This window comes from Providencia sp. PROV129, from assembly GCF_028482245.1.
GTDB classification, from domain to species: Bacteria; Pseudomonadota; Gammaproteobacteria; order Enterobacterales; family Enterobacteriaceae; genus Providencia; species Providencia vermicola.
The window spans coordinates 204645-227681 of sequence record NZ_JAMPQD010000010.1 but is presented as its reverse complement, the minus strand read 5'-3'; the positions used below and the strand labels follow the sequence as shown (position 1 = coordinate 227681).

The following is a 23037-nucleotide window of genomic DNA, read 5'->3' as shown; positions in this document are numbered from 1 at the left end:
AATTCCAACCACTCTTGTATCTTCACATTAAGTATCTTAGTGTGAAGATATATTTTTATTGAAATGGTGGTAAAAATTCAATGACGATGAAAAAAGTATCTTTAATTGGGATCTCGCTGGCGCTTTGCGCGGCTTTTTTATGGGGAACTGCGGGGACCGCTCAAAGTTTTGTGCAAGGTGCAACAGCACCTTACTGGATTGGTGCATTTAGGTTGCTTGTTGCGTGTTTATTCTTTCATTTGTTGTTTTTTTATCGAATTACAAACCGCCAAGCACTAAACGTAAATGAGCAACAACAAACAGATAATTCTGCCAAGGGGTCAATGACATATTGGCGATATATCATTATCGCAGGTATCTGTATGGGGTTATATAACTTAACTTTTTTTGCAGGTATTAAGGCGACTGGAATAGCAATAGGAACGGCTACAACGATTGGTAGTGCCCCTATTTGGGCTGGCTTAATGCAGGCGATTCTTCTGAAGAAATCACCGTCTTTGCTTTGGTGGCTTGGAACTTTTTGTGCAACGGCAGGAGGAACATGGATGGTTCTTTCTCAAAGTAGTAGTTGGCAAATTAATACAGGTGGTTTACTTATTTGTTTGAGTGCGGGTTTTTGCTATGCACTTTATACATTGATGAGTAAGAAATTGGTCAGTATTGATTCTCCATTAACGATTACTAAGCATACATTTAGCATTGCTATATTTATTGCGGTTCCGATTGCTTGGATATTAGCAGGAACACCAACGGTCAGTTGGGTGAGCATTGCAGTGATATTTTACCTCGGATTATTAACAACTGGCGTGGCTTATCTGTTATATACCCAAGCATTGAAACATATCAGTGCTCCTACAGGTGTGGCGTTGGGGTTAATTGAGCCCATTGTGGCGTTTTTCCTTGCGATTGTTGTTGCGCATGAAAACGTCAATATGCTGGCTGTAATAGGATTATGTTTGATTTTGGCTGGTCTATGGTTAGTTTTAAAGTCTGAGGGCCAGCAAAAAGCTTAGCTGAAATGATTACGTCAGAATGAAAATAGCTCAATGTGAGCTGCACCCTAAAGTTTACTCCAACTTTGGGGTGTTTTTTTATTCAGCTCCATTTTTCTCGTTGAGCTCAGATTTTTGTGATTGAATAAGTTTTTTCAGTAGCATAGCGAGTTGATCTTTATTTTCAGCATCTAAGCCTTGAATTAATGATTTTTCAATCGCTACGTGAGTTTCTACTGCTTCAAGCGTCAATTTTCGTCCCTCTGGTGTTATTTTTACAATAACACCACGTCGATCAGCAGGATCTGGAATTCTAACAATGAATTTCTTTTCTTCTAATCGATTAATTCGGTTAGATAATCCACCAGAGGAAATAAGAATTTTCTTTTGCAGTTCTTTGGGGGAAAGTTGACGGTCAGGGTTTCTAGCAAGTGCTGCTAGCACTTCAAACTCCCCCACATTTAGATTGTATCGGGCCAAATTCGCATCAACAAATTGCGAGATATAATGACTCATACGTACTATGCGGGCGATAATGGGTAAACCACTCAAATCCAATGTAGGGACGGTTTCCAGCCATTCTTGTATTAGTGTATCAACAAAGTCTTTATCTGACATTTTTTTGATTTCTTTCATGACTAAAATCCAGTTTTAAGCTTACTTTTATACTAAGTCTGAATCAACCTAACTCTTTATATTTTCAATGTAAGTTTATCATGAAAAAGGATCTTTTCACACACTTACCCCTATTCAAGATATAGAACTAATAGCGGGGGAAGTAGAAACGCTATTTTTATATCTAGCTTACTATTTGATTTTTCGAGTATATTTTTTGTAATCTAGTCTTAGTCACTGTTTTATAGAAACACGACTAATTAGGTCTTCAAATTAACTCGAGATCCTTCAGCTTAAAAATTCTTTTTAGTATTTATTATATTTGATTTTGCATATATGTTTCTAGGGGGTAGAATGCCCATAGAGCATTCAGGAGAATATATGGAACCACTACAACTGTTTAAAATTTTAGGTGATCAAACAAGGCTCGATATTGTGTTGCTTTTGAAAGCATCTGGTGAGCTATGTGTCTGTGATATCTATACGGCCTTAAATTTATCGCAACCAAAGACTTCTCGACACCTAGCAATGCTAAGAGAATCGGGTCTTTTGCTCGATTCAAAACATGGTAAATGGGTTCATTATCGATTATCTCCGGCATTACTACCGTGGGTAAAAAATATCATTGATATAACGTATTTAACAGAAAAAAAGAGAGTATCAAACTTACTCTCAGCTATAGCGAAAACACATTCGATGGGTAATTGCGCAAGATAATTTTTTAAATAAACACATATGAAAAAACATATGTGTTGTGAGTGTAATAAGTACGAGGTTGTTATGTTTATTGCGGCATTAATTTTTGTTTTGACGATTACGTTTGTTATATGGCAGCCCAAAGGACTGGGTATTGGCTGGAGTGCTACAGCAGGAGCCGTATTGGCACTGATCTTTGGTGTGATCAGTTTCCAAGATATCCCGATTGTTTGGAACATTGTTTGGAATGCCACGGCGACATTTGTTGCCGTCATTATCATTAGCCTACTTTTAGATGAAAGTGGCTTTTTTGAATGGGCTGCATTACATGTTGCCAAGTGGGGCGGGGGTAAAGGAAAGCTATTATTCAGTTATATCGTGTTACTTGGTGCAACGGTTGCGGCCTTATTTGCCAATGATGGCGCAGCATTGATATTAACGCCCATTGTGATTGCGATGTTATTGGCACTTGGTTTCAACAAAGGCACGACATTGGCATTTGTTATGGCTGCCGGGTTTATCGCAGACACAGCGAGCTTGCCGCTGATTGTTTCGAACCTCGTGAATATTGTCTCTGCGGACTTCTTTAATATTGGTTTTACTGAATATGCGTCAATTATGGTGCCAGTGGATATTGCGGCGATTGTTGCAACACTCGTGATGCTGCATTGGTTTTTCCGTAAAGATATTCCTAAACAATATGATGTTACCAAACTGAGTGAGCCGACGTTAGCCATTAAGGATATGACAACCTTTAAAGCAGGTTGGTTAGTGCTGGTGTTACTACTGGTTGGTTTTTTTGTCTTAGAGCCTTTGGGGATTCCGGTTAGTGCGATTGCCGCTATTGGTGCACTGATCCTTTGGGTGATTGCAGCCAGAGGCCATACGATTAATACTAAAAAAGTCTTACGTGGTGCACCGTGGCAAATCGTCATTTTTTCCCTAGGTATGTATTTGGTTGTTTATGGTTTAAGGAATGCAGGGTTAACCCATTATCTTTCTGAAACGCTCAATTACCTTGCGGATAAAGGGTTATGGGTAGCAACTCTAGGCACTGGATTTATCACTGCATTTTTATCCTCAATAATGAATAACATGCCAACGGTATTAATTGGTGCGCTATCGATTGAAGGGAGTGATGCGACAGGATTAATTCAGCAAGCAATGGTTTATGCCAATGTGATTGGCGCCGATTTGGGGCCTAAAATCACACCAATAGGTAGCTTGGCGACATTGTTGTGGCTGCATGTTTTATCGCAAAAAAACATGACCATTACATGGGGATATTATTTCAAAACAGGGATTATCATGACGATCCCGGTGCTCATAGTCACACTTGTTGCATTAGTGCTTCGACTTTCACTGTTAAATTAAAGGTAACCCCAATGAATGAGATCACTATCTACCATAACCCTAATTGCGGTACTTCGCGCAATACCCTAGCCATGATCCGTAATAGTGGGGTTGAGCCAACGATTATTTACTATCTAGAAACGCCACCGACTAAGGATGTGTTAGTACAACTTATCGCCGATATGAAAATCACAGCGAGGGAGCTATTACGAAAAAATGTTGAACCTTATGAACAATTAAATTTAGAACAAGATTGCTATACAGATGACCAACTCATTGATTTTATGTTGCAGTACCCGATACTGATTAATAGGCCGATTGTCGTCACTCCGCTAGGCGTAAAGTTGTGTAGGCCTTCAGAGGTAGTGTTAGATATATTGCCTAATCCCCAACAAAGTGAATTTATCAAGGAAGATGGTCAAATAGTGATTGGTCGTCACGATGTAAAAAATGCAAATATAGAGTCTGATAAGCATAAACCTTAAAAAAATTAATGGGATTGAGTGTTGTTAGTAACTTCAACACTCTGTCTGTGTTTATGCTGTTAATTAAATAAAATATGAGATATTGCCCCAGAAAATGCGGCTGCGGCACTTATCCCTTGAAGCAACCTTAAGATATCAAGAATAAGTACATTTGTGGAAAATGAAATGAGTACACTGAATAATGAAAAGAAAAATAAGCCCTTCTTATATTTTTAAAAATAAGTGTAATAAAACCATACTAACTTTATAGGTATTGGAATTACCATGATGAATTTTTTATTAAGTAGGGTTTCTTTTAATTAATATTATTTAATTTATTTTCTTTTAAGGAATTTACGAGGTTTTATTTTTGTATTTATGGTTGCTAATGGTTTTTGCAGTTTATTTGATTAGTGCTGTGTAGGTTTCTGTTTTTTAACTGAGTATACTGAATTAATTACGCTATTTTTCAATTTAATAGTAATGAAAGTGTAATGTTGATGAATGATTTCGGAGGATAGATTTATTTTTATACCTATTAAAATTAAGAATGCGGGAAAATGTAAAAAATATGTTTTTAAATCTGATTGTTATTAATTAAGGAGATGCCTTGTTTTTGATTGAAAATTATGAATGTTTCACTGGCTAAAATGATTTTTTATTTTTCGATGTTAATTAGTCATTTATGGTTAATCATTTATCGATTATTAAAAAACGTATGAATTATTTTTTATTATCTAATTTGTTTTTTTTTATTGATTATCTGAGTGATCACTCTATTATGAATGTAATTTCAATTGTGATAATCATTCTAGTCATTTAATGAAGTAATAAATATCTCTAAATTTTAAATATCATTATGTTAATTTAGGAGTATCCATGGAAAATGTATCGTCAGTTTTGGATGTCCCAAATACAGCATTTATGCTGCTTTGTACCAGTCTTGTTATGCTAATGACTCCTGGGCTTGCTTTTTTCTATGGTGGATTAGTTTCGCGTAAAAGTATTATTACCATTATGTCCCAGAGTTTCTTTTCTATGGGGTGGGTGGCAATTATTTGGTTTGCGGTTGGGTATTCATTATCGTTTGGTCCTACAATTAATGGGATTGTTGGCGACCCACTTTATTATGCATTCTTGAATAACATTGATCCTCAGACGATGTATACCGGTAATGATGGTGGTTTGCCAATACTGGTTCATTTTGGATATCAAATGATGTTTGCGATTATTACGCCCGCCTTAATTACAGGGGCTTTCGCAAATAGAGTTAATTTCCCTGCTTATCTCATCTTTTTAACCTTATGGACATTATTTGTCTATGCACCATTCGTTCATATGGTCTGGAGCCCAGATGGTATTTTTGCTAAATGGGGGGTTGTTGACTTTGCGGGTGGTATTGTCGTTCACGCAACAGCCGGTTTCGCTGCAATAGCTTCAGCGTTATATGTAGGTAAAAGAGTCGTTAAGTCAGATGGTACTCATAATATTCCTTATATTGCACTTGGCGCGGCTTTATTGTGGTTTGGTTGGTATGGTTTTAACGCTGGGTCTGAACTGCAAGTCAACACCGTAACCGTTTCGGCATTTATTACTACTGATATTGCGGCTGCATTTGCGGCAATTACTTGGTTTATTATTGAACGCTTGCATACAGGCAAACCTAAACTTGTCGGCTTTTTAACAGGGGCAGTAGCCGGTTTAGCCACTATTACACCTGCTTCAGGTTATGTTTCAATTGGTTCTGCGGCAATTATCGGGGTTATTGCCAGTATCGTCTGTTATACCTGTGTTTTCTTAGTCCGACGCCATTTAGACGATGCATTAGATGTATTCGGTGTGCACGGTGTTGGTGGTATTACAGGCTCGATTTTAGTCGGTGTATTTGCATCAACGGTTTGGAATGCGAAAGGGCCAGCAGGGTTAATTGAAGGTAACGGGATGCAAATTGTGAAGCAAACTGTGGCAGTTGTCTTTACCAGTATTTGGTCCTTTGTTTTTACAATCTTAATTCTTTGGATAATCAATAAATTTACACCAGTCAGAGTTGACCAAAGTGCGGTTGGTGACAATTTAGATACCGTTGAATTTGATGAAGACGCATATCGAGAAAAAGCAGATTAGTTATCAAATATATTATTTTTTGCAGTTTATCCTAATTGATAGGTTTATTTGAACCACTGGTTGGGATAGCTGCTAAATACAGCTGGTAATTTAGGATGGGCATATGAAAAAGAAAGTAGCAATAGCTATTCAGGCTATTTGTTTTATGGGGCTATCGATGAGTGTAAATGCTGCGGCTGATACTCAGAAGCCGCAAACTTTGCGCTTAGCGATAGGCTCTGAGCCAACCGAGGGGTTTGATCCAATGTTAGGTTGGAGCCACGGCAGCTATTTACTTTTGCATAGTCCATTATTAAAACAAAAAGCTGATTTATCATGGCATAGCTACATGCTTGAAAAATATGAACATTCAGATGACGGTAAAGAGTGGACATTAAAATTAAAAGACGGGCTTAAATTCTCCGATGGTTCCCCATTAACCGCAAGAGATGTTGTTTTTACCTATAACAATGCCGCAGCAAGTGGTGGAAAAGTCGATATGGGGAACTTTGCTAAAGCAGAGGAAGTTAACCCATCTACCGTTAAAATGACGTTATCTGCTCCGCAAAGTACCTTTATTAATGTATTAGGTTCATTAGGGATTGTTTCTGCGGATAAATATGATGCGAAAAAATACGCACATAATCCTATCGGGGCAGGCCCTTATCGCTTAGTGAACTTCCAGCCAGGCCAGCAATTAATTGTTGAAAGAAACCCATTTTATGCGGGGCCCAAAAACGATTTCGATAAAATGGTTTTTGTCTTCTTGAATGAAGATGGCGCTTTTGCCGCAGCTCAAAGTGGTGAATTAGACATTGTTCGTATTCCTGCAGCCGTTGCGAATAATGCAAAAGATGTGAAAAGAATGAAGTTGATTGAGCGCCATAGTGTTGAAAACCGAGGGATTTCCTTCCCAATTCCACCTGCGGGAGAGAAAAATGCGGCAGGTGACCCAATTGGAAATGACATTACTTCAGATGTCGCTATCCGTAAAGCGATCAACTACGCCATTGACCGTAAGCTATTGGCGGATGCGGTGTTAGAAGGTTTTGCGATCCCTGCATATACAGGCGTTGAAGGCTTGCCTTGGAATAATCCTCAATCTTCATTTAAAGATGGGGATGTCGAAAAAGCGAAAACTATTCTTGATGATGCTGGCTGGAAACTGAATAAAGACGGCTTAAGAGAAAAAGATGGCAAAGTGGCAAAACTAACGCTTTGGTACGCCAGCGGCGACAGCACTCGTCGTGATTTAGCTCAGGCCGTGAGAGCAAGCTTAAAGCCAATTGGCATTGAAATGGATTTAAAATCAGGCAGCTGGGAAACCGTTGAAAAATATATGCATGCCAACCCAACATTGTTTGGTTGGGGTAGCCTTGACCCGATGGAACTGGTTCATAACTACAGCAGCAAGGCTGCTGGCGTAGGGTTCTATAATGCGGGTTACTATAAAAATCCAGCTGTTGATAAGGTGATAGAAGAGGCACTTCGCCAGCCAGACCAAGATGCGGCTATTCCATTTTGGCAGAAAGTGGATTGGGATGGCAAAACAGGAACAGGTATTCAAGGTGACGCCGCTTGGGCTTGGTTAATGAACGTACAACATCTTTATTTATTGAATAATTGTGTCGAGCTAGGAAAGGGCGCACCTGAAATTCACGGCTCGTGGTCAGTGTTGAATAATGTAGATGACTGGGCTTGGACCTGCAAGTAATGCGGACAACCATCGGGCTTTTATTGCGGTTTATCTGTTTATTATTGGTGACAGCATTTGGGGTTTTTATTCTCCTAAGCTATTCACCAATAGACCCAATTAAAGCCTACATTGGTAATGATTTAATGCATGTTCCCCCTGAGCAATATTCATTGATTGCAGCTCGTTGGGGGCTTGATCAGCCTTTATGGATGCAGTTCTGGCGTTGGTTTTCACAGATATTACAAGGTGATATGGGGTATTCCATGCTCTATAACACCCCTGTTTCACAAGTGATTGCTGATAGGTTAGCACCTTCATTAGCCTTGTTATTATCGGCATGGCTATTTTCTGGAGCAATTGGTTTTGGACTTGGGTTGATTGCAGGGAGATACCTAAATAGATGGCCAGATAAAATCATCTCAACGCTATCTTATTTATTGGCTTCAATTCCTGTTTTTTGGGTTGGTTTACTTTTATTGTCACTTTTTGCTGTTTCATTACAGTGGGCGCCAATTTGTTGCGCTTGGCCGATAGGCTTAGATGAACAAACATCAACATTGTCACAAAAAGTGCATCACCTTGTGTTACCTGTAGTGGCTTTAGGGATGTTAGGTATTGGTAATATCGCACTGCATACGCGTTCTAAAGTTGCTGAAGTAATGAACAGTGAGTTTATCCATTATGCAAAAGCTCAAGGGGATAAAGGATGGCCGATGATCAGCTTTCATGTCGTAAAACATGCGATTACCCCTGCAATATGTTTACAGTTTGCCTCAATGGGGGAATTGCTCAGTGGTGCATTGCTAGCTGAAAAAGTGTTTGCTTACCCAGGATTAGGGCAAGCGACCATTGATGCGGGTTTACGGGGTGACATCCCTTTATTAATGGGGATCGTGATGCTATGTGCGGTAGTGATTTTCTTTAGTAATAGTATCTCTGATAGGTTGCTCAAGAGCGTGAACAAAGGAGTACTCCGAGAGCCATGACTTATAATCCAAATAAGGCCTTAATTAAGTTAGTTATTTCCTTATTGTGCTTATTTGCTTTAGGGGCTTATGCAGCATGGCTTTCCCAAACTGATGTAGAAGTGAATTTACTCGACCGCCGACAAGCGCCATCGTTGGTTCATTTATTTGGTACTGATAATTTAGGTCGAGACTTGTGGGACAGGGTATTCCAAGGAATAGCGACCAGCTTACAAATTGGTACCATCGCAGCATTATCGAGCGGAGTGATAGCGCTAGTGATGGCAAGTTTATCCTCTTTTAGTAAGACGATGGATTATGTTATTCGTGGATGTATTGATTCGTTGTTAGCGTTGCCACACTTGTTATTGTTGATATTGATTTGCTTTACATTAGGTGGCGGCAAAGTGGGGGTAATTTGGGCGGTTGCGTTGACACACTGGCCAAAGTTGACGTTGATCTTACGTTCCGAATTGCTCCGAGTGCAGCAAACAGATTACATCATGTTATCGAAACGGATTGGAAATAGTGCGTTCTACCGATGCCGATATGACTATTTACCGATGATCCTTTCACAATGGTTAGTGGGGTCATTATTAATGTTTCCACATGCGATATTACATAGTGCGGCACTGAGTTTTTTGGGTTTTGGTTTGTCTCCACATGAAGCATCGTTAGGTATTTTGCTGTCAGATGCATTGCGTTACTTAAGTACAGGTGCATGGTGGTTAGCTGTGTTTCCAGGCATTGCATTAGTTGGGTTAGTGCTGTTATTTGATCAGTTTGCTAAAGCGGTACAGCAATTATGGTTGAGGAGCGATTGATGTTAAGTTTTGATAACCTTACGATTGATGTTGCGAAATTCCGCTGGTTAGGCAAAAAACAGTGGTCACCGCTTTTACAAGATATTTCATTGGATGTGGCTCCTGGTGAAATGGTTGCATTGGTAGGTGGGAGCGGAGAAGGGAAAAGCTTATTACTACAAAGTAGTTTAGGTCTATTACCTGAAAATATGCGATGTCGTGGTGATATTGTATTAAATGGATGTCAGTTAACAGAAAAATCTAAACAGCAATATCGTGGTAATTCACTGTGCTATATCCCTCAAGGGATTAGTGCATTAAATCCTCTCATTAAGATAGGCCCTCAACTTGAACGTGCCGCTGTATTAAGTGGACAGCATATTAAAATGCATGACGTCGCGTTGCACTTACAACAATATAATTTACAAGCAGATTTAATCCATAGCTATCCCAATAAGCTTTCTGGGGGAATGGCAAAACGTGTACTCGCTTGTAGCGCGACACTCTCTCAAGCTGAATATATTCTTGCAGATGAAATTTCATCTTGGCTAGACGATGAACATGCGATGCAACTTCTACAACATATCAAATCTCTTTGCTTTGATGGTAAAGGTGTTTTGTGGGTGACCCACGACCTTGCAATGGCTGTGCGTTTTGCTGATCGCATTGCGCTATTACGTAATGGTGTTTTAGAAGAAGTACTCAGTAGTGAAATATTAAAGCGAGGCGGAGGAGGGAAGTGTTTTCAATCTCTGTGGAATTCTTTGCCTGAACAACAATTTATAAATTGGACCCAGTGAATAAATATGATTTAAAAATTGAATTTAATAAATAGCCAATACGTATCCAGTCTTATTTGGATTAATTAAATTGGAATGTTTATTGAGAAGGATTTTATTTATTTAACTCGTCGTTATTGGATATTTAACTCAATTTATATTTTACAAATGAAAATGAGTTATTGGTTCGTAAAATGAATACTTATCAGTATTAACAATACTAAGCTTTATCAATTGAGGAGGCGTTATGCAGTTAACCCCAAGAGAAATTGAAAAATTGATGGTTTACACACTCGCAGACGTAGCTGAAAAACGCCGTGCGCGTGGTGTGAAATTAAATTACCCAGAAGCTGTTGCCATTATTACGGTTACCGCACTTGAAGGTGCACGAGATGGTAAAACTGTTGAAGATGTAATGAAAGAAGCGGCGACTGTTTTAACAAAAAAAGACGTTATGGATGGCGTAGGGGACTTAATTCCAAATGTGCAGGTTGAAGCGATTTTTACTGATGGTACTCGCTTAGTGACAGTCCACAATCCGATTAAATAAATGAAGGAGAGGTGAATCATGAGTAATTCAAAAGCAGACATTAAAGTTCCGACTCCTTTAGGTGGTGTTATTTTTGCTGATGAGCCTATTGAGTTCAACGTTGGCAAACCTGAAACAAAAATTAAAGTTCGTAATACAGGTGATAGACCTGTGCAAATTGGCTCCCACTTTCATTTTTTTGAAGTTAACCACGCATTAGAGTTCGACCGTGCAGCGGCTTACGGTAAGCGTTTAAATATTGCTTCTACAACGGCAATTCGTTTTGAGCCAGGTGATGAAGTGGAAGTTTCTCTGATCCCTTATGGTGGAAAGCAAAGTGTCTATGGGTTTAATAACCTTGTTGATGGTTGGGCGGGTGACAACGTTGCCGCTACTGAGCGTCCTGCTAAAGCAATCGCTTTAAATAAAGCAATTGCTCGTGGTTTTAAGCATAAGGAACAGTAAGCGCGTTAGATGTCAGTAATGATAAATAACAATGCACCTTCTTAACGTTAAAGGTAAATAACATGCCAAAAATTTCTAGACAAGAATACAACGGTTTATTCGGACCAACAGTTGGCGATAAAATTCGTTTAGGCGATACCGATTTATATATTGAAATCGAAAAAGATTTACGTGGATATGGCGAGGAGTCTGTCTATGGTGGTGGTAAATCTTTACGCGATGGTATGGGCGCGAATAATACTTTCACGAGTGATAACGGTGTTTTAGATTTAGTGATTACTAACGTCACCATCGTCGATGCGCGTTTAGGTGTGATCAAAGCCGACGTGGGGATTAAAGCAGGCAAAATTGTTGGTGTTGGTAAAAGCGGTAACCCAAATATTCAAGATAACATCACGCCAGGTATGGTTGTTGGGGTATCAACGGATGCTATCTCTGGTGAACACTTAATTCTAACGGCTGCGGGTATTGATACTCATATTCACTTAATTTCGCCGCAACAAGCTTATGCGGCGTTATCAAACGGTGTGACAACCTTCTTTGGTGGTGGTATTGGCCCAACCGATGGAACTAACGGTACGACAGTAACGGCAGGCCCTTGGAACATGCGCTCCATGCTACGCGCTATCGAAGGTTTACCAATTAACGTAGGTATTTTAGGTAAAGGCAACTCTTATACTCGTGAACCACTGATAGAACAACTGGTCGCGGGGGCTGCTGGCCTAAAAGTTCACGAAGACTGGGGCGCAACAGGAAATGCGATTCGCCATGCGTTACGTATTGCTGATGAATTTGATGTCCAAATCTCAGTGCATACAGACAGCCTAAATGAAGGCGGTTATGTTGAAGATACCATCGAAGCCTTTGAAGGTAGAACTATCCACACCTACCATACAGAAGGTGCTGGTGGTGGACATGCCCCTGATATTATAAAAGTTGTTAGCCAGCCTAACGTACTACCAAGCTCAACAAACCCAACCTTACCGTTCGGTGTTAACAGCCAGTCAGAGTTATTTGACATGATCATGGTATGTCATAACTTGAATCCAAATATCCCGTCGGATGTTTCATTTGCAGAGAGCCGTGTTCGCCCTGAAACCATTGCAGCAGAAAACGTGCTACATGATATGGGCGCTATTTCGATGTTCTCAAGTGATTCACAAGCGATGGGGCGTGTGGGTGAAAACTGGTTACGTATTGTTCAGACAGCCAACGCGATGAAAGCGTCTCGTGGCAAGCTGCCTGAAGATGCGCCAGGCAATGATAACTTCCGTGTCCTACGTTACGTGGCAAAAATCACCATCAACCCAGCGATTGCTCAGGGTATCAGCCATATTCTAGGCTCCATTGAGGTCGGCAAAATGGCGGATCTCGTATTATGGGACCCACGTATGTTTGGTGCTAAACCTAAACTGGTTATTAAAGGTGGCATGATCAACTGGGCAGCAATGGGCGATCCGAATGCTTCCCTGCCAACACCACAGCCAGTGTTCTATCGTCCAATGTTTGGTGCAATGGGTAAAACCGTTAACGACACTTGTGTGACTTTCGTTTCACAAGCTGCTTTAGATGATGGCATTAAAGAAAAAGCAGACCTTGAGCGGCAAGTGGTTGCTGTCAATAACTGCCGAGCGATTGGAAAGCGTGATTTAGTGCGTAACGGTGAGACACCAAATATTGAAGTTGACCCTGAAACCTTTGCTGTAAAAGTAAATGGTGAACATGCAACTTGCCAGCCGATTAGCGAAGCCGCAATGAATCAACGTTATTTCTTTAGCTAATTGTACATGTTTGGATTATCTGCCCGCCAGTGGCGGGCAGAATTAACATAAAAGGTAATATTATGATCATTATTGAACATATTCTTGGCAATGTTAAAAAAGACCCAGTGTGGCAAGCGCGCCAGAAAAATGCTGACGTTGATACGTTGATCCTTGATCAACGAGAAGCACAGAAAAGCCGCTGTCGTAAAAATACTGAAAAAGGCCAAGACTTAGGTATCGCGCTGGACAGAAAAGTCTTGTTGTCGGATGGTGATGTCCTGCTATTTGATGAAACAACCAATACAATGACGATAGTTCAGATCTCTTTACGTGACGTCATGATGGTCAATTTATCCCACCTGAAAAACCTAAGTACTGAAGAGCATATTCGTATTAGTTTCGAATTAGGGCATGCATTAGGTAACCAGCACTGGAAAGCCGTTTTAAAGGGTGATCTTGTTTACGTACCACTGACGGTAAGTGAAAAAGTCATGGGTTCGGTCATGCGCACACATGGTTTTGGTGAAGAAACATTTGCCTTTGTGAAAGGTGAAAGCATTTTACCTGAATTGAGCCACTCTGAAGCGCGTTTATTATTTGGTGGTGCAGAGGAAACAGATACGCATGTTCATGTGGAATTAGGGCAGATCCACGGGCACAGTCACAGTCATGATCATGCACACAGCCACGATCATAGTCATGATCACAGTCATGATCACCATCATGACCATGGGCACACTCATACACACAAATAACGTTCGTGTTCATGAGTAAGGAAAGTGATATGGAAGCATCTGACCTAATTAGAATTATGCAGTTTGGTGATTCAGCGCTACCAATTGGTGCATTTACATTTTCAAATGGGGTTGAATCCGCCATTCAAAAAGGTGTTGTCCACGACAAAGAAACGCTGAAATCTTTTGTTCATACGTCTTTGAGTGTCGCAGCTCATTCAGATTGTATCGCCATTGTGGCGGCTCATCGTGCTGCTATTGCTCAAGATAACGACACATTAGCGAAGGTTGATTGGGCGGTACATAACCGTAAATTGAATGAAGAAGCACGCATAATGACAACCCGAATGGGGAAAAAACTCGCTGAAATCTCAGTCCATATTTTTGAGAACCCACAAGTGAGTGGGTGGCTTGCGAAAATCAAAGCTAATGAGGTTCCAGGGACTCAGCCAGTAACACAAGCCATTGTTATGGCTGTTCAAGGGATCGCGGAAAGAGATGTTGTTGTGATGCACCAATATGGTATTGCCATGACCATTTTGAGTGCTGCGATGCGGCTAATGCGTATCACACACTATGAAACACAGCATATTCTTTTTGAATTAAATGAAGAAATTAAGGTTTTTTGTGACATCGCAGCTAATGGTGACATAGAGCAAATGTCCTCATATGTTCCTGTGATTGATGTCTTAGCTGCGGTACACACTAAATCGTTTGTCCGTTTGTTTATGAACTAACGAACAACTAAAAATTTTGGGGAAAAATGATGAAAAAAATGACTCGGATCGGAATTGGTGGACCAGTAGGTTCAGGAAAAACAGCAATTATTGAAGTGATCACCCCGATCCTCATTGAAAGAGGTATTAAACCGCTAATCATCACGAATGACATTGTGACGACTGAAGATGCAAAACAAGTAAAGCGCACCTTGAAAGGCATTCTTGATGAAGAGAAAATTTTAGGTGTTGAAACAGGGGCATGTCCTCACACTGCAGTACGTGAAGACCCAAGTATGAACATTGCTGCAGTTGAAGATATGGAAGAACGCTTCCCTGATAGTGATGTGATTATGATCGAAAGTGGCGGTGATAATTTAACTTTAACCTTTAGCCCTGCACTTGCTGACTTTTACATCTATGTTATTGATGTGGCTGAAGGTGAAAAAATTCCACGTAAAAATGGTCCAGGTTTAGTTCAAGCCGATATTTTAGTTATCAACAAAATTGACTTAGCGCCTTATGTTGGTGCCAGTCTTGAAGTGATGGAACATGATACCAAAATTGTTCGTGGCGACCGCCCTTATATACTGACTAACTGTAAAACGGGGGAAGGGGTTGTTGAGTTGGTTGATATGATCATGGATAAATTCCTCTTTACGCACCAAGTACCAAGGGGGTAAAGATGACGAATTTCAGGGCAGATATAGCAAATACTCCAACGCGTGTTAAAGCTCATATTTTAGGCAGCAATGCACCTGAACTCGCCGCATATCAAGATGAACCGAAGCAAATGCAAAGTGGTGCTGTTGGTAAAAGTGGTTACTTAAAATTAAGGTTTGCTCAAGGAGAGTATCGTAGTGAGCTGGTGGAAATGGAGCGTCGCGTTCCTTCTTTAGTGCAAAAAGCGCTGTATTGGGATGAGTTGATGCCCCATCTACCCTGCGTCACTATGATCTCTACCTCTGGCAGTTTACTGCAAGGTGATAGGCAAGCCCTTGATATTATAGTTGAAAAAGGTGCTTGTGCTCATGTGACAACGCAATCTGCGACCAAGGTTCATATGATGGAAGCCAACTATGCCACACAGTACCAGAATATTATCGTTGAGGAAGATGGGTATTTAGAGTATTTACCCGATCCTATAATTCCTCACCGTAATTCTCGGTTTATTACTGACACGCGGATTAATATTCATCCAAGTGCGACAATGATTTATTCCGAAATACTCATGTCGGGCAGGAAATATCACCACCCAGATGAACAGTTTGGATTTGATGTTTTTTCATCCCATATTCGAGCAGAATCATCGTTCAATAAAGAATTATTTGTTGAGAAATACATTTTAGAGCCAAAAAAATCACCGTTAAATCTTAAAGCGGTTATGGATAGCTTTGATACTTTTGGCAATGTTATTTTACTGACACCTAAAATTCATCATGAGCGTATTTTAGAACGTCTAGATGCGATATATGACCCGAAAAATGAAATTGCTTTTGGTGCAACTCAATTACCGAATGACTGTGGATTAATATTTAAAGCATTGGGGGTTGATAGTCCAAAAGTGAAGGATGCTGTCAGATATTTTTGGCAAATAGCGAGAGAAGAGATATTAGGTATTTCGCTACAAGAACCTTTTTTATGGCGTTAAATGCGGTTTATTACATTAAATGTTTATTATTGCATTTAATACAAAATAGTAATGGTTGTCATAAAGTGACTGAAATAACCAGTTAGGTTATCAAAGTAATTTATTAATATATTATCAGTAGAGTAATTTTTATGATTTCTCTACTGATATTCCTATCAAGGAATTTCATGATGGAAAAAATAATAAATCAGAATGCTTGGAATAAGTTAGCCAGCAAAAATATAGCGATACAATTTATTGATATCGTCTTGCGTGGCTGTGCTCAAGTTATGTTTCAAAATAACGCACTCACCGGACTTCTATTTTTTATTGCCATTTTCATCGGTGCGTTTTTAGAAGGCATGCCGCAAGTCGCTTTAGGTTGTTTGTTAGGTACCATTGTGGCTACACTTACCGCTTATATTAGTAAATTAGATACTGAATCACTGCGCTCGGGGCTTTATGGATACAATGGTTGCTTAGTTGGGGTTGCTCTTCCTACTTTCTTAGAGAATACCCCATTTGTTTGGGTAACAATCGTATTAGGGAGTATCGTTTCTGTTATAGCGACTATCTCTTTAATGGATTTTCTAAAAAACTGGAAAGTTGCAGCATTAACAGCCCCTTTTGTTTTAGTATCATGGATCATTTTACTCGCGAGTTACAATTTCTTAGGTATTGAAGGTGTTGCATTGCCGACCCCCGCATTACCTAAACAACTTATTGAACCTATTGGGTTAATTCCTCATAGCGATCTGGTTGCTGATATTTTCCGTGGTGTCTCGGAAGTATTTTTACTCAGTAGCATGATTGTCGGCATTCTTTTTGTCATTGGTCTTGCGGTTAGCTCTATATGGGCAGCGATATTTGCCGTATTTGGTTCTCTTCTGGCTTTTATTGTTGCAACTCTTTTAAAAGGTGATTTTTCGAGTATTCATACTGGTTTATATTCATTTAGCGCTGTATTAACTGCGATTGCTTTAGGTTCTACCTTTAATAAACCGAGCTATCGAGTGGTCGTTTATGCCATCGTTGGTGTGATATTTACCGTATTTGTTCAAGGGGCACTCGATATTATTCTTGAACCATTTGGTATCCCGACCTTAACGATGCCATTTGTTCTAGCATCATGGCTATTTCTAGTACCGAATCAAGATATTATGCCTAAGCATCGGCAGTAATATTTGCACTAAAACTTTTTGGTATTCAATTATGAAAAAAAATGCAATATATAAATATATTCAAAATATGAGAATGCTACGCTTAGTGCTCTCATTATTAATACTTGTAGATGGGATATTGATTATTATCCCCATCATCTCAACTTATGATTTTCATTTATACCCTCAGCATCTAGGTTTTGTTGATTGGCTACAATCTTTAGGATTAGTTAAGTTATTAGATATTCCAAGATTTGCTATTGGAGTTGTACTCATTATCCTTGCTATTCCTACATATTTAGGCCTGCGGATCGGTTGGTTATTTAGCTGCTTTATGCTGTTTATTATTATGTTAATTAACTTGGTATTAGCAAGGGAAAATGTCCTGACTGGAACTTTTTCACTGATAGTACTGATTATTGCTGTTGCAAATTGGAAAGCATTTAATCGACATAGCTTATCTGGTGCAGGCTTTGTTGCTTTCATGAGCTTAAGCGTATTATTGGGTTATTCTGTATTTGGAACTTTGTATTTAGGCGAACAATTTCAACCCCATGTTACTGATATTTCATCAGCATTTTACTTTGCTCTGGTATGTATGACGACGGTGGGATTTGGTGACATTATTCCAATTAGCGTTGAGGCAAGACTGTTCACCATTTCGATTGTAATTTTAGGTATTACAATTTTCACAACCTCTATTGTTTATTTTTTAGGGGTATTTGCAAAAAGCACACAGGAAATTGTTAAGAAGAGATTATTCCGTATGAAAAACCACTATATTATTGTTGGCGCAAGCCCCCTAGCTTTAAACACCTACCACGGATTAAGAAAGCGCGACTTAGATGTCATGGTGCTTTGTCATGAAGATCAAAAAAAGAGCTATCCAGATAATGCACAAGTTATTGTCACAGCGCAAATTAATAAACATACATTAAATAGCGCTAACTTAGATCAGGCAAAAGCGTTATTTATTTTAGGTGACTCTGATTCTGAAAACACCATTTCTATGTTGGCTGCGAAAGAAATTGTTGGTGGAAATATTAAAAGTGTTATTGCTGTAAATGATGACAAAAACTACGAAAACATGCAGCTACTACATGCGGATTTACTCATTTCGCTTTCATCTTTAGGAAGTGAAGTTCTGATTAAAATGATCTTTGGTGAAAACATTAATAACCAAGTGATGGAAAATATTATTTTTTCAAACAACATATTAGAATCATAATATGCTGGAGTCCCAATAGAAAATTGCTGCTGTGGAGTATCTGCAGCTTTATCATTTATACGAAGAAATAAAAATATAGATAAGAGATAGAGAGTTTATTATGGATCTAACCGTTATTATTTTTATTCTAGTGTATGTCGCAATGGCTTTTGGGACTTTCCCAGGGATTAAAATTGACCGTACTGGTGCATCTGTAGCGGGGGCATTGGCCATGATAGGGTTTGGGATTATCTCGCCCAAAGTATCTTGGAATGCAATTGATTACAGTGCGATTGGATTACTATTTGGCTTAATGGTGGTATCTGCATCATTTACAGTATCAGGATTTTATCACCAAGCGGCACAAAAAGTGGCGAGCTTAAATATTAGCCCACCTAAATTAATGGCTGTTTTTATTATTGTTGGCGCACTTCTTGCCTCGGTACTTACAAACGATATTGTTGTGGTGGCGATGACGCCTTTATTGGTTTCCGTTACATTATCTCGTGGTCTTAACCCAATTCCATTTTTACTTGGCTTTTGCTTTGCGGCCAATAACGGTGCCGCAGGTTCTTTAATTGGCAGCCCTAAAAATATGGTTGTGGCACAAGGATTGGATTTATCTTTTATTGGCATACTCAATATTACGGCTATTCCAGTCTTATTTTCAATTCCCATTGTATGGTGTGTGATCACTTTGCTTTACCGTAATCGTTGGTATTTATCTGACGATAAAAAGTCAACATTGTCCAATGGCGAACCTTCGATTATTGAATTCAATTGGTGGGAAACGATAAAAGCCGCTACGGTTTTATTTGCGGTTATTCTCGCTTTTTTATTTAGTGATTTACCTCGTGAGCTTGTTGCATTGTCAGCAGCCTGTTTTTTATTGTTAAACAGAAAAATAGCGTCCAGTGACATGTTAAAGCATGTTGATGGAGACTTAATTCTTTTAATGATGGGGTTATTTATTATTAATACCGCATTTTCTAATACTGGTATCCCTCAGGAGATATTGCATTATCTATTGGGCAAAGGTATCGACCTAAATAGCCCTATTACGTTATTTTTGGTCACCATCGTAATGAGTATTTTTGTAGGGACGACACCAACGGTGATTTTATTGATCCAGTTTGTTTACCCTCATGGCAATGTCGATTTGTTAGGTGCTGCGTTAATTTTAGGGGCCTGTTTTGCGGGTAATATATTTATATTTGGTAGTATTGCAGGGATTATTGCTGTTGAGCAATCCTCTGCGCATGGTATTAAGATATCGTTTTTAGAGTTTACAAAATCAGGCGGTATTATTTCCATTATTTGTATTTTTATTGCTGTTGTTTGGTTATCCATCTATTAGTTTATAGAGAGTTTCAACATGTTAGAAGTCAAAAACTTATGTATAAAGCAAGATAACCGTACATTATGGGATTCACTGTCATTTTCACTGAATAAAAATGAGCGACTAGGGATTTCAGCACCGAGTGGTTTTGGTAAAACAACATTAGGCCGTGTATTAGCCCAATGGCAAATACCTGCACAAGGAGATGTGCTATTTAATGGAAAAAAATTGTCTCAAAATGAATATTGCCCTGTTCAGCTCGTTCCTCAACATCCTGAAAAGTGCTTTAACCCTTATCGGACAGTCGGTGAAAGTGTGAAGGATGCTTGGGAGCCTGCTCCATACTACCTTGAACGTTTGTTTATTAAATCAGAGTGGTTGGCTAGAAGACCAAATGAACTGTCGGGCGGAGAGCTTGCTCGAATTGCCTTATTAAGAGCATTAGACCCAAGAACAAAAACCTTAATTGCAGATGAAATCACTGCACAATTAGATGCTCACTTACAGAAAGATATATGGCAGTTTTTAATTCAGCTCTCGGAAGAAAGACCATTATCGATGATTGTTTTTAGCCACAATAAATTCCTATTAGAAAAGGTATGTACATCGATTTGGAATATAACAATATCAGAGTGAACTATTTTAAATTATCAAAAGTATTCACTGGCTATTTAATTATGCTCATTTAATGACTGTTAATTTTTGATATTCCATTAATGTATTTAATTTAAATTCTAGAAATGATGTTTTTATATCTATGATATCAAATAGAGGATGCTGGAATGGTAGCTATTGATATTTTATTAGTTGGAGCTGGCGGAGGTATTGGTTCACTACTGCGTTGGTGGATTGGTCGCCTAGTGGGCGAGAGTTATCACGGGAAATTTCCATTATCAACGTTCATCATTAATATTTCTGGCGCATTTGTTATTGGTTTTTTAAGCCGTTATTTTTCTATTGATTGGGATGACCGCTATGGGACATTTCTACAATCAGCTATTTTAACAGGGTTACTGGGGGGGTATACAACATTCAGTAGCATGCAGCTTGATGCCTTGAAGTTGACTCAAACTAAACAAAAATTACTCGCACTCTTTTACTTATTAATTTCGGTTTTATTTGGGTTAGCTGCGGCATTTATTGGTGCTTGGTTAGCAAACTAACAGGGGCTAAAAATGAATATTATGATCTTAGTTTTTATTGGTGGTGCAATTGGCGCAATTTCCCGAGAATTACTGATGGTGTCTGTTCCTACCATGAATGATCACTTTCCCCTTGACATATTTATAGCAAATATTCTCGCATCATTATTGCTGGGTATTGTCGCTGGACTATTAATGAGGAAGAAAATAGGCCAAGGGATGAATGCATTTTTTGCCACAGGTGTAATGGGTGGATTATCAACATTTTCTAGTTTTGTCTATGGCGCCGTTGAGATAATGAAGTATCCAGGGGCTTTCTTAGTGGCAGTTAGTTACTTGATTTTAAGTGTCGTTATCGGGTTTGCTGCTATCTATATTGGATACTCAGTGAGTAATAAGCAATATAGTTAAATATGATACTGTTATTTTTAAGTTTATAATAGAACAAGGAGTTTTGAAATGAAAATAGCTAAATCAATATGGCATGGAATTACTTCAGAGCCTTATAGATTACAATTGTTTTTTGATTTAATACTTTTGGTATTATCACCTGTGATATTTATCAGCATAATTGGTTTTGACACAAAAACATTAAATATGGATATTTTCACTATTACATTAATTATTTTAGTTTATATTTACATTACACGTTGGTTTAGCCACTGGTATTGTAATAGAAGTAAAAATAAATAATATGTATGAAAACTTTTATAAGAGTGTAGTTGTTTTTTTTGTTATGGTTTTCTTCAATGGCAGTCTAAATATAGAGGAAGCTTCAACATTTACTTAAAGAAGGCTTCCTTGTTTTTATTACTATAAATTTTAATTTATGATTTTTCTTTTTTTAGGATCCTAAAAATATTTAAAACTAAGCTTGCAAGAATTGCAACAGCACCACCGATAAATGTCTCATATGCTCTTGATATCGGTAGTAAGTAACTTGGGTTATGTAAAAATTGAGTTTCTTCAAGAAGAAGTAGAACAAAAACAGTAATAGAAAATGTTTTTAGTAGATAATTTAAGCGGAAAAGTGTTGGCATGAAAAATATGATTAAAGCTAAAACTGCTAAGTAAATATAAGTTTCCTGTGATTTGGTTATGCTAAACATGGCAATAACAAAAACGGCTGCCAATAGACTTCCTAAAAACCTAAGTAAGGTAACCTTTATTATGTGCATTTCTTTTGGATGGAGTAACATAATGAATGTTAGAGGTGCCCAATAAGGTTTATATAAATTTAGATAGTCAGGTATTGAAAGACTTAAAAATAGAAAAAAACTGAACAAGAAAGCACGTATATATACTTTTTCATCACTATGATATATTTCCTTTGAAAATAATCCATTTTTAAATGCATGACTTTCAAAATTTTTATGTCTTAGTAAGCTAAATGTAAGCAGACTAATAGCAACCCCTGAGATAAAGGCCATCGGCAAGTCAAAGCTAATAGAGTCAAGTGTTGTTCCCATACAAGAAAAGATAATCAAAAATGGAAATGTACGATCTAAGTAATCATCTTTTTTGTAAAATAGGTAATAGCAATAGGAGAGGATAAATAAGTAAATATGAAAATAAATTGTTAGCTTTAGTATAAAACCAATCCCCCCACCAACGATAACTAAACATAATAAAAAAAATACATAAAAAATATTACTACTATCAGGCTTTGTATCATAAACGACATTAGAGAATAGTGTTGTTAAAAGACCAAATGTCCCACCTATGAAGCCAAATAAAGAAAAACAAATAGTTGAATTGACTATAGCAGTAATCAAAAAAACTCCATTATTTCTAAAGCTAATATATTTATTTTCTTTATTAATATCTTTCATGTTAACTACTCACTCTATCTTTTTGAGTTATTTTCACCATCTATCTTAGTCGAG

Annotated in this window: 25 protein-coding genes; 23 read left to right on the top strand and 2 right to left on the bottom strand. The window is 38.4% G+C overall.

Annotation, left to right across the window (positions count from 1 at the left end; genetic code table 11):
- Positions 1 to 80 precede the first annotated feature (80 nt).
- Entirely contained in the window at positions 81 to 1013 is a 933-nt protein-coding gene (locus PSF27_RS07825) for a DMT family transporter (protein ID WP_206082872.1), read from the top strand.
- Positions 1014 to 1091: 78 nt separating this feature from the next.
- Here PSF27_RS07825 and PSF27_RS07820 read toward each other — a convergent pair whose 3' ends face one another.
- Positions 1092 to 1628, bottom strand: a complete 537-nt coding sequence (locus PSF27_RS07820; protein ID WP_206082871.1) for a MarR family winged helix-turn-helix transcriptional regulator — start codon at positions 1626 to 1628, stop codon at positions 1092 to 1094.
- A 360-nt stretch (positions 1629 to 1988) separates the two neighbouring features.
- On the opposite strand from PSF27_RS07820, the gene PSF27_RS07815 reads away from it, so the two are divergent.
- The 22 genes from PSF27_RS07815 to PSF27_RS21040 all read left to right on the top strand — a co-directional run bounded on the left by PSF27_RS07815 (position 1989) and on the right by PSF27_RS21040 (position 21844).
- The gene (locus PSF27_RS07815) at positions 1989 to 2324 is read left to right on the top strand and encodes a metalloregulator ArsR/SmtB family transcription factor (protein WP_206082870.1); all 336 of its coding nucleotides are present in this window, start codon (positions 1989 to 1991) and stop codon (positions 2322 to 2324) included.
- Positions 2325 to 2387: 63 nt separating this feature from the next.
- On the top strand, positions 2388 to 3677 hold the full coding sequence (locus PSF27_RS07810; RefSeq protein ID WP_272681230.1) for an arsenic transporter: 1290 nt from the start codon (positions 2388 to 2390) through the stop codon (positions 3675 to 3677).
- An 11-nt stretch (positions 3678 to 3688) separates the two neighbouring features.
- On the top strand, positions 3689 to 4141 hold the full coding sequence (gene arsC / locus PSF27_RS07805; RefSeq protein WP_272681229.1) for a glutaredoxin-dependent arsenate reductase: 453 nt from the start codon (positions 3689 to 3691) through the stop codon (positions 4139 to 4141).
- An 858-nt stretch (positions 4142 to 4999) separates the two neighbouring features.
- Complete coding sequence (locus PSF27_RS07800; RefSeq protein ID WP_272681228.1) at positions 5000 to 6244, top strand: ammonium transporter; 1245 nt, start codon at positions 5000 to 5002, stop codon at positions 6242 to 6244.
- A gap of 103 nt (positions 6245 to 6347) precedes the next feature.
- Positions 6348 to 7937 carry an ABC transporter substrate-binding protein gene (locus tag PSF27_RS07795; protein ID WP_272681227.1) on the top strand — a complete coding sequence of 530 codons (1590 nt, stop codon included), beginning with the start codon at positions 6348 to 6350 and terminating at the stop codon, positions 7935 to 7937.
- Positions 7937 to 8905: an ABC transporter permease gene (locus tag PSF27_RS07790; protein ID WP_206082865.1), complete on the top strand. Its 969-nt coding sequence runs from the start codon at positions 7937 to 7939 to the stop codon at positions 8903 to 8905. The genes PSF27_RS07795 and PSF27_RS07790 overlap by 1 nt, the downstream gene beginning before the upstream one ends.
- Positions 8902 to 9708 (top strand): ABC transporter permease, encoded by an 807-nt coding sequence (locus PSF27_RS07785; RefSeq protein WP_272681226.1) that lies wholly within the window; start codon positions 8902 to 8904, stop codon positions 9706 to 9708. The genes PSF27_RS07790 and PSF27_RS07785 overlap by 4 nt, the downstream gene beginning before the upstream one ends.
- Entirely contained in the window at positions 9708 to 10487 is a 780-nt protein-coding gene (locus PSF27_RS07780; protein ID WP_206082863.1) for an ATP-binding cassette domain-containing protein, read from the top strand. Before PSF27_RS07785 ends, PSF27_RS07780 begins: the two co-directional genes overlap by 1 nt.
- 226 nt (positions 10488 to 10713) lie before the next feature.
- Positions 10714 to 11016 carry an urease subunit gamma gene (locus PSF27_RS07775; RefSeq protein WP_004256079.1) on the top strand — a complete coding sequence of 101 codons (303 nt, stop codon included), beginning with the start codon at positions 10714 to 10716 and terminating at the stop codon, positions 11014 to 11016.
- An 18-nt stretch (positions 11017 to 11034) separates the two neighbouring features.
- Positions 11035 to 11460 carry an urease subunit beta gene (locus tag PSF27_RS07770; protein WP_004256072.1) on the top strand — a complete coding sequence of 142 codons (426 nt, stop codon included), beginning with the start codon at positions 11035 to 11037 and terminating at the stop codon, positions 11458 to 11460.
- A 62-nt stretch (positions 11461 to 11522) separates the two neighbouring features.
- Positions 11523 to 13241, top strand: a complete 1719-nt coding sequence (locus PSF27_RS07765) for an urease subunit alpha (protein ID WP_042848772.1) — start codon at positions 11523 to 11525, stop codon at positions 13239 to 13241.
- A 62-nt stretch (positions 13242 to 13303) separates the two neighbouring features.
- Positions 13304 to 13978, top strand: coding sequence for an urease accessory protein UreE (ureE, locus tag PSF27_RS07760; protein WP_272681225.1), 675 nt, complete (start codon positions 13304 to 13306; stop codon positions 13976 to 13978).
- 29 nt (positions 13979 to 14007) lie between these two features.
- A complete protein-coding gene (locus PSF27_RS07755) occupies positions 14008 to 14694 on the top strand; it encodes an urease accessory protein UreF (protein WP_206082859.1) in 687 nt (228 codons plus the stop codon).
- Positions 14695 to 14723: 29 nt separating this feature from the next.
- Positions 14724 to 15356, top strand: a complete 633-nt coding sequence (gene ureG / locus PSF27_RS07750; protein WP_206082858.1) for an urease accessory protein UreG — start codon at positions 14724 to 14726, stop codon at positions 15354 to 15356.
- A 2-nt stretch (positions 15357 to 15358) separates the two neighbouring features.
- Complete coding sequence (locus PSF27_RS07745; RefSeq protein WP_206082857.1) at positions 15359 to 16324, top strand: urease accessory protein UreD; 966 nt, start codon at positions 15359 to 15361, stop codon at positions 16322 to 16324.
- A gap of 167 nt (positions 16325 to 16491) precedes the next feature.
- Complete coding sequence (gene yut, locus PSF27_RS07740; RefSeq protein WP_206082856.1) at positions 16492 to 17484, top strand: urea transporter; 993 nt, start codon at positions 16492 to 16494, stop codon at positions 17482 to 17484.
- A gap of 31 nt (positions 17485 to 17515) precedes the next feature.
- Positions 17516 to 18691: an ion channel gene (locus PSF27_RS07735; RefSeq protein ID WP_206082855.1), complete on the top strand. Its 1176-nt coding sequence runs from the start codon at positions 17516 to 17518 to the stop codon at positions 18689 to 18691.
- A 100-nt stretch (positions 18692 to 18791) separates the two neighbouring features.
- Positions 18792 to 20027 (top strand): SLC13 family permease, encoded by a 1236-nt coding sequence (locus PSF27_RS07730; RefSeq protein ID WP_272539050.1) that lies wholly within the window; start codon positions 18792 to 18794, stop codon positions 20025 to 20027.
- A gap of 18 nt (positions 20028 to 20045) precedes the next feature.
- Positions 20046 to 20645, top strand: a complete 600-nt coding sequence (locus PSF27_RS07725) for an ATP-binding cassette domain-containing protein (protein ID WP_206082853.1) — start codon at positions 20046 to 20048, stop codon at positions 20643 to 20645.
- A gap of 146 nt (positions 20646 to 20791) precedes the next feature.
- Positions 20792 to 21172 (top strand): fluoride efflux transporter CrcB, encoded by a 381-nt coding sequence (gene crcB / locus PSF27_RS07720; protein ID WP_206082852.1) that lies wholly within the window; start codon positions 20792 to 20794, stop codon positions 21170 to 21172.
- A gap of 12 nt (positions 21173 to 21184) precedes the next feature.
- A complete protein-coding gene (locus tag PSF27_RS07715; RefSeq protein WP_272539051.1) occupies positions 21185 to 21562 on the top strand; it encodes a CrcB family protein in 378 nt (125 codons plus the stop codon).
- Between the two features lie 48 nt (positions 21563 to 21610).
- The gene (locus PSF27_RS21040) at positions 21611 to 21844 is read left to right on the top strand and encodes a hypothetical protein (RefSeq protein ID WP_206082850.1); all 234 of its coding nucleotides are present in this window, start codon (positions 21611 to 21613) and stop codon (positions 21842 to 21844) included.
- A 134-nt stretch (positions 21845 to 21978) separates the two neighbouring features.
- Here the strand turns inward: PSF27_RS21040 and PSF27_RS07705 are convergent, their stop codons facing one another.
- A complete protein-coding gene (locus tag PSF27_RS07705) occupies positions 21979 to 22983 on the bottom strand; it encodes an FUSC family protein (RefSeq protein WP_206082849.1) in 1005 nt (334 codons plus the stop codon).
- Between the last annotated feature and the right edge of the window lie 54 nt (positions 22984 to 23037).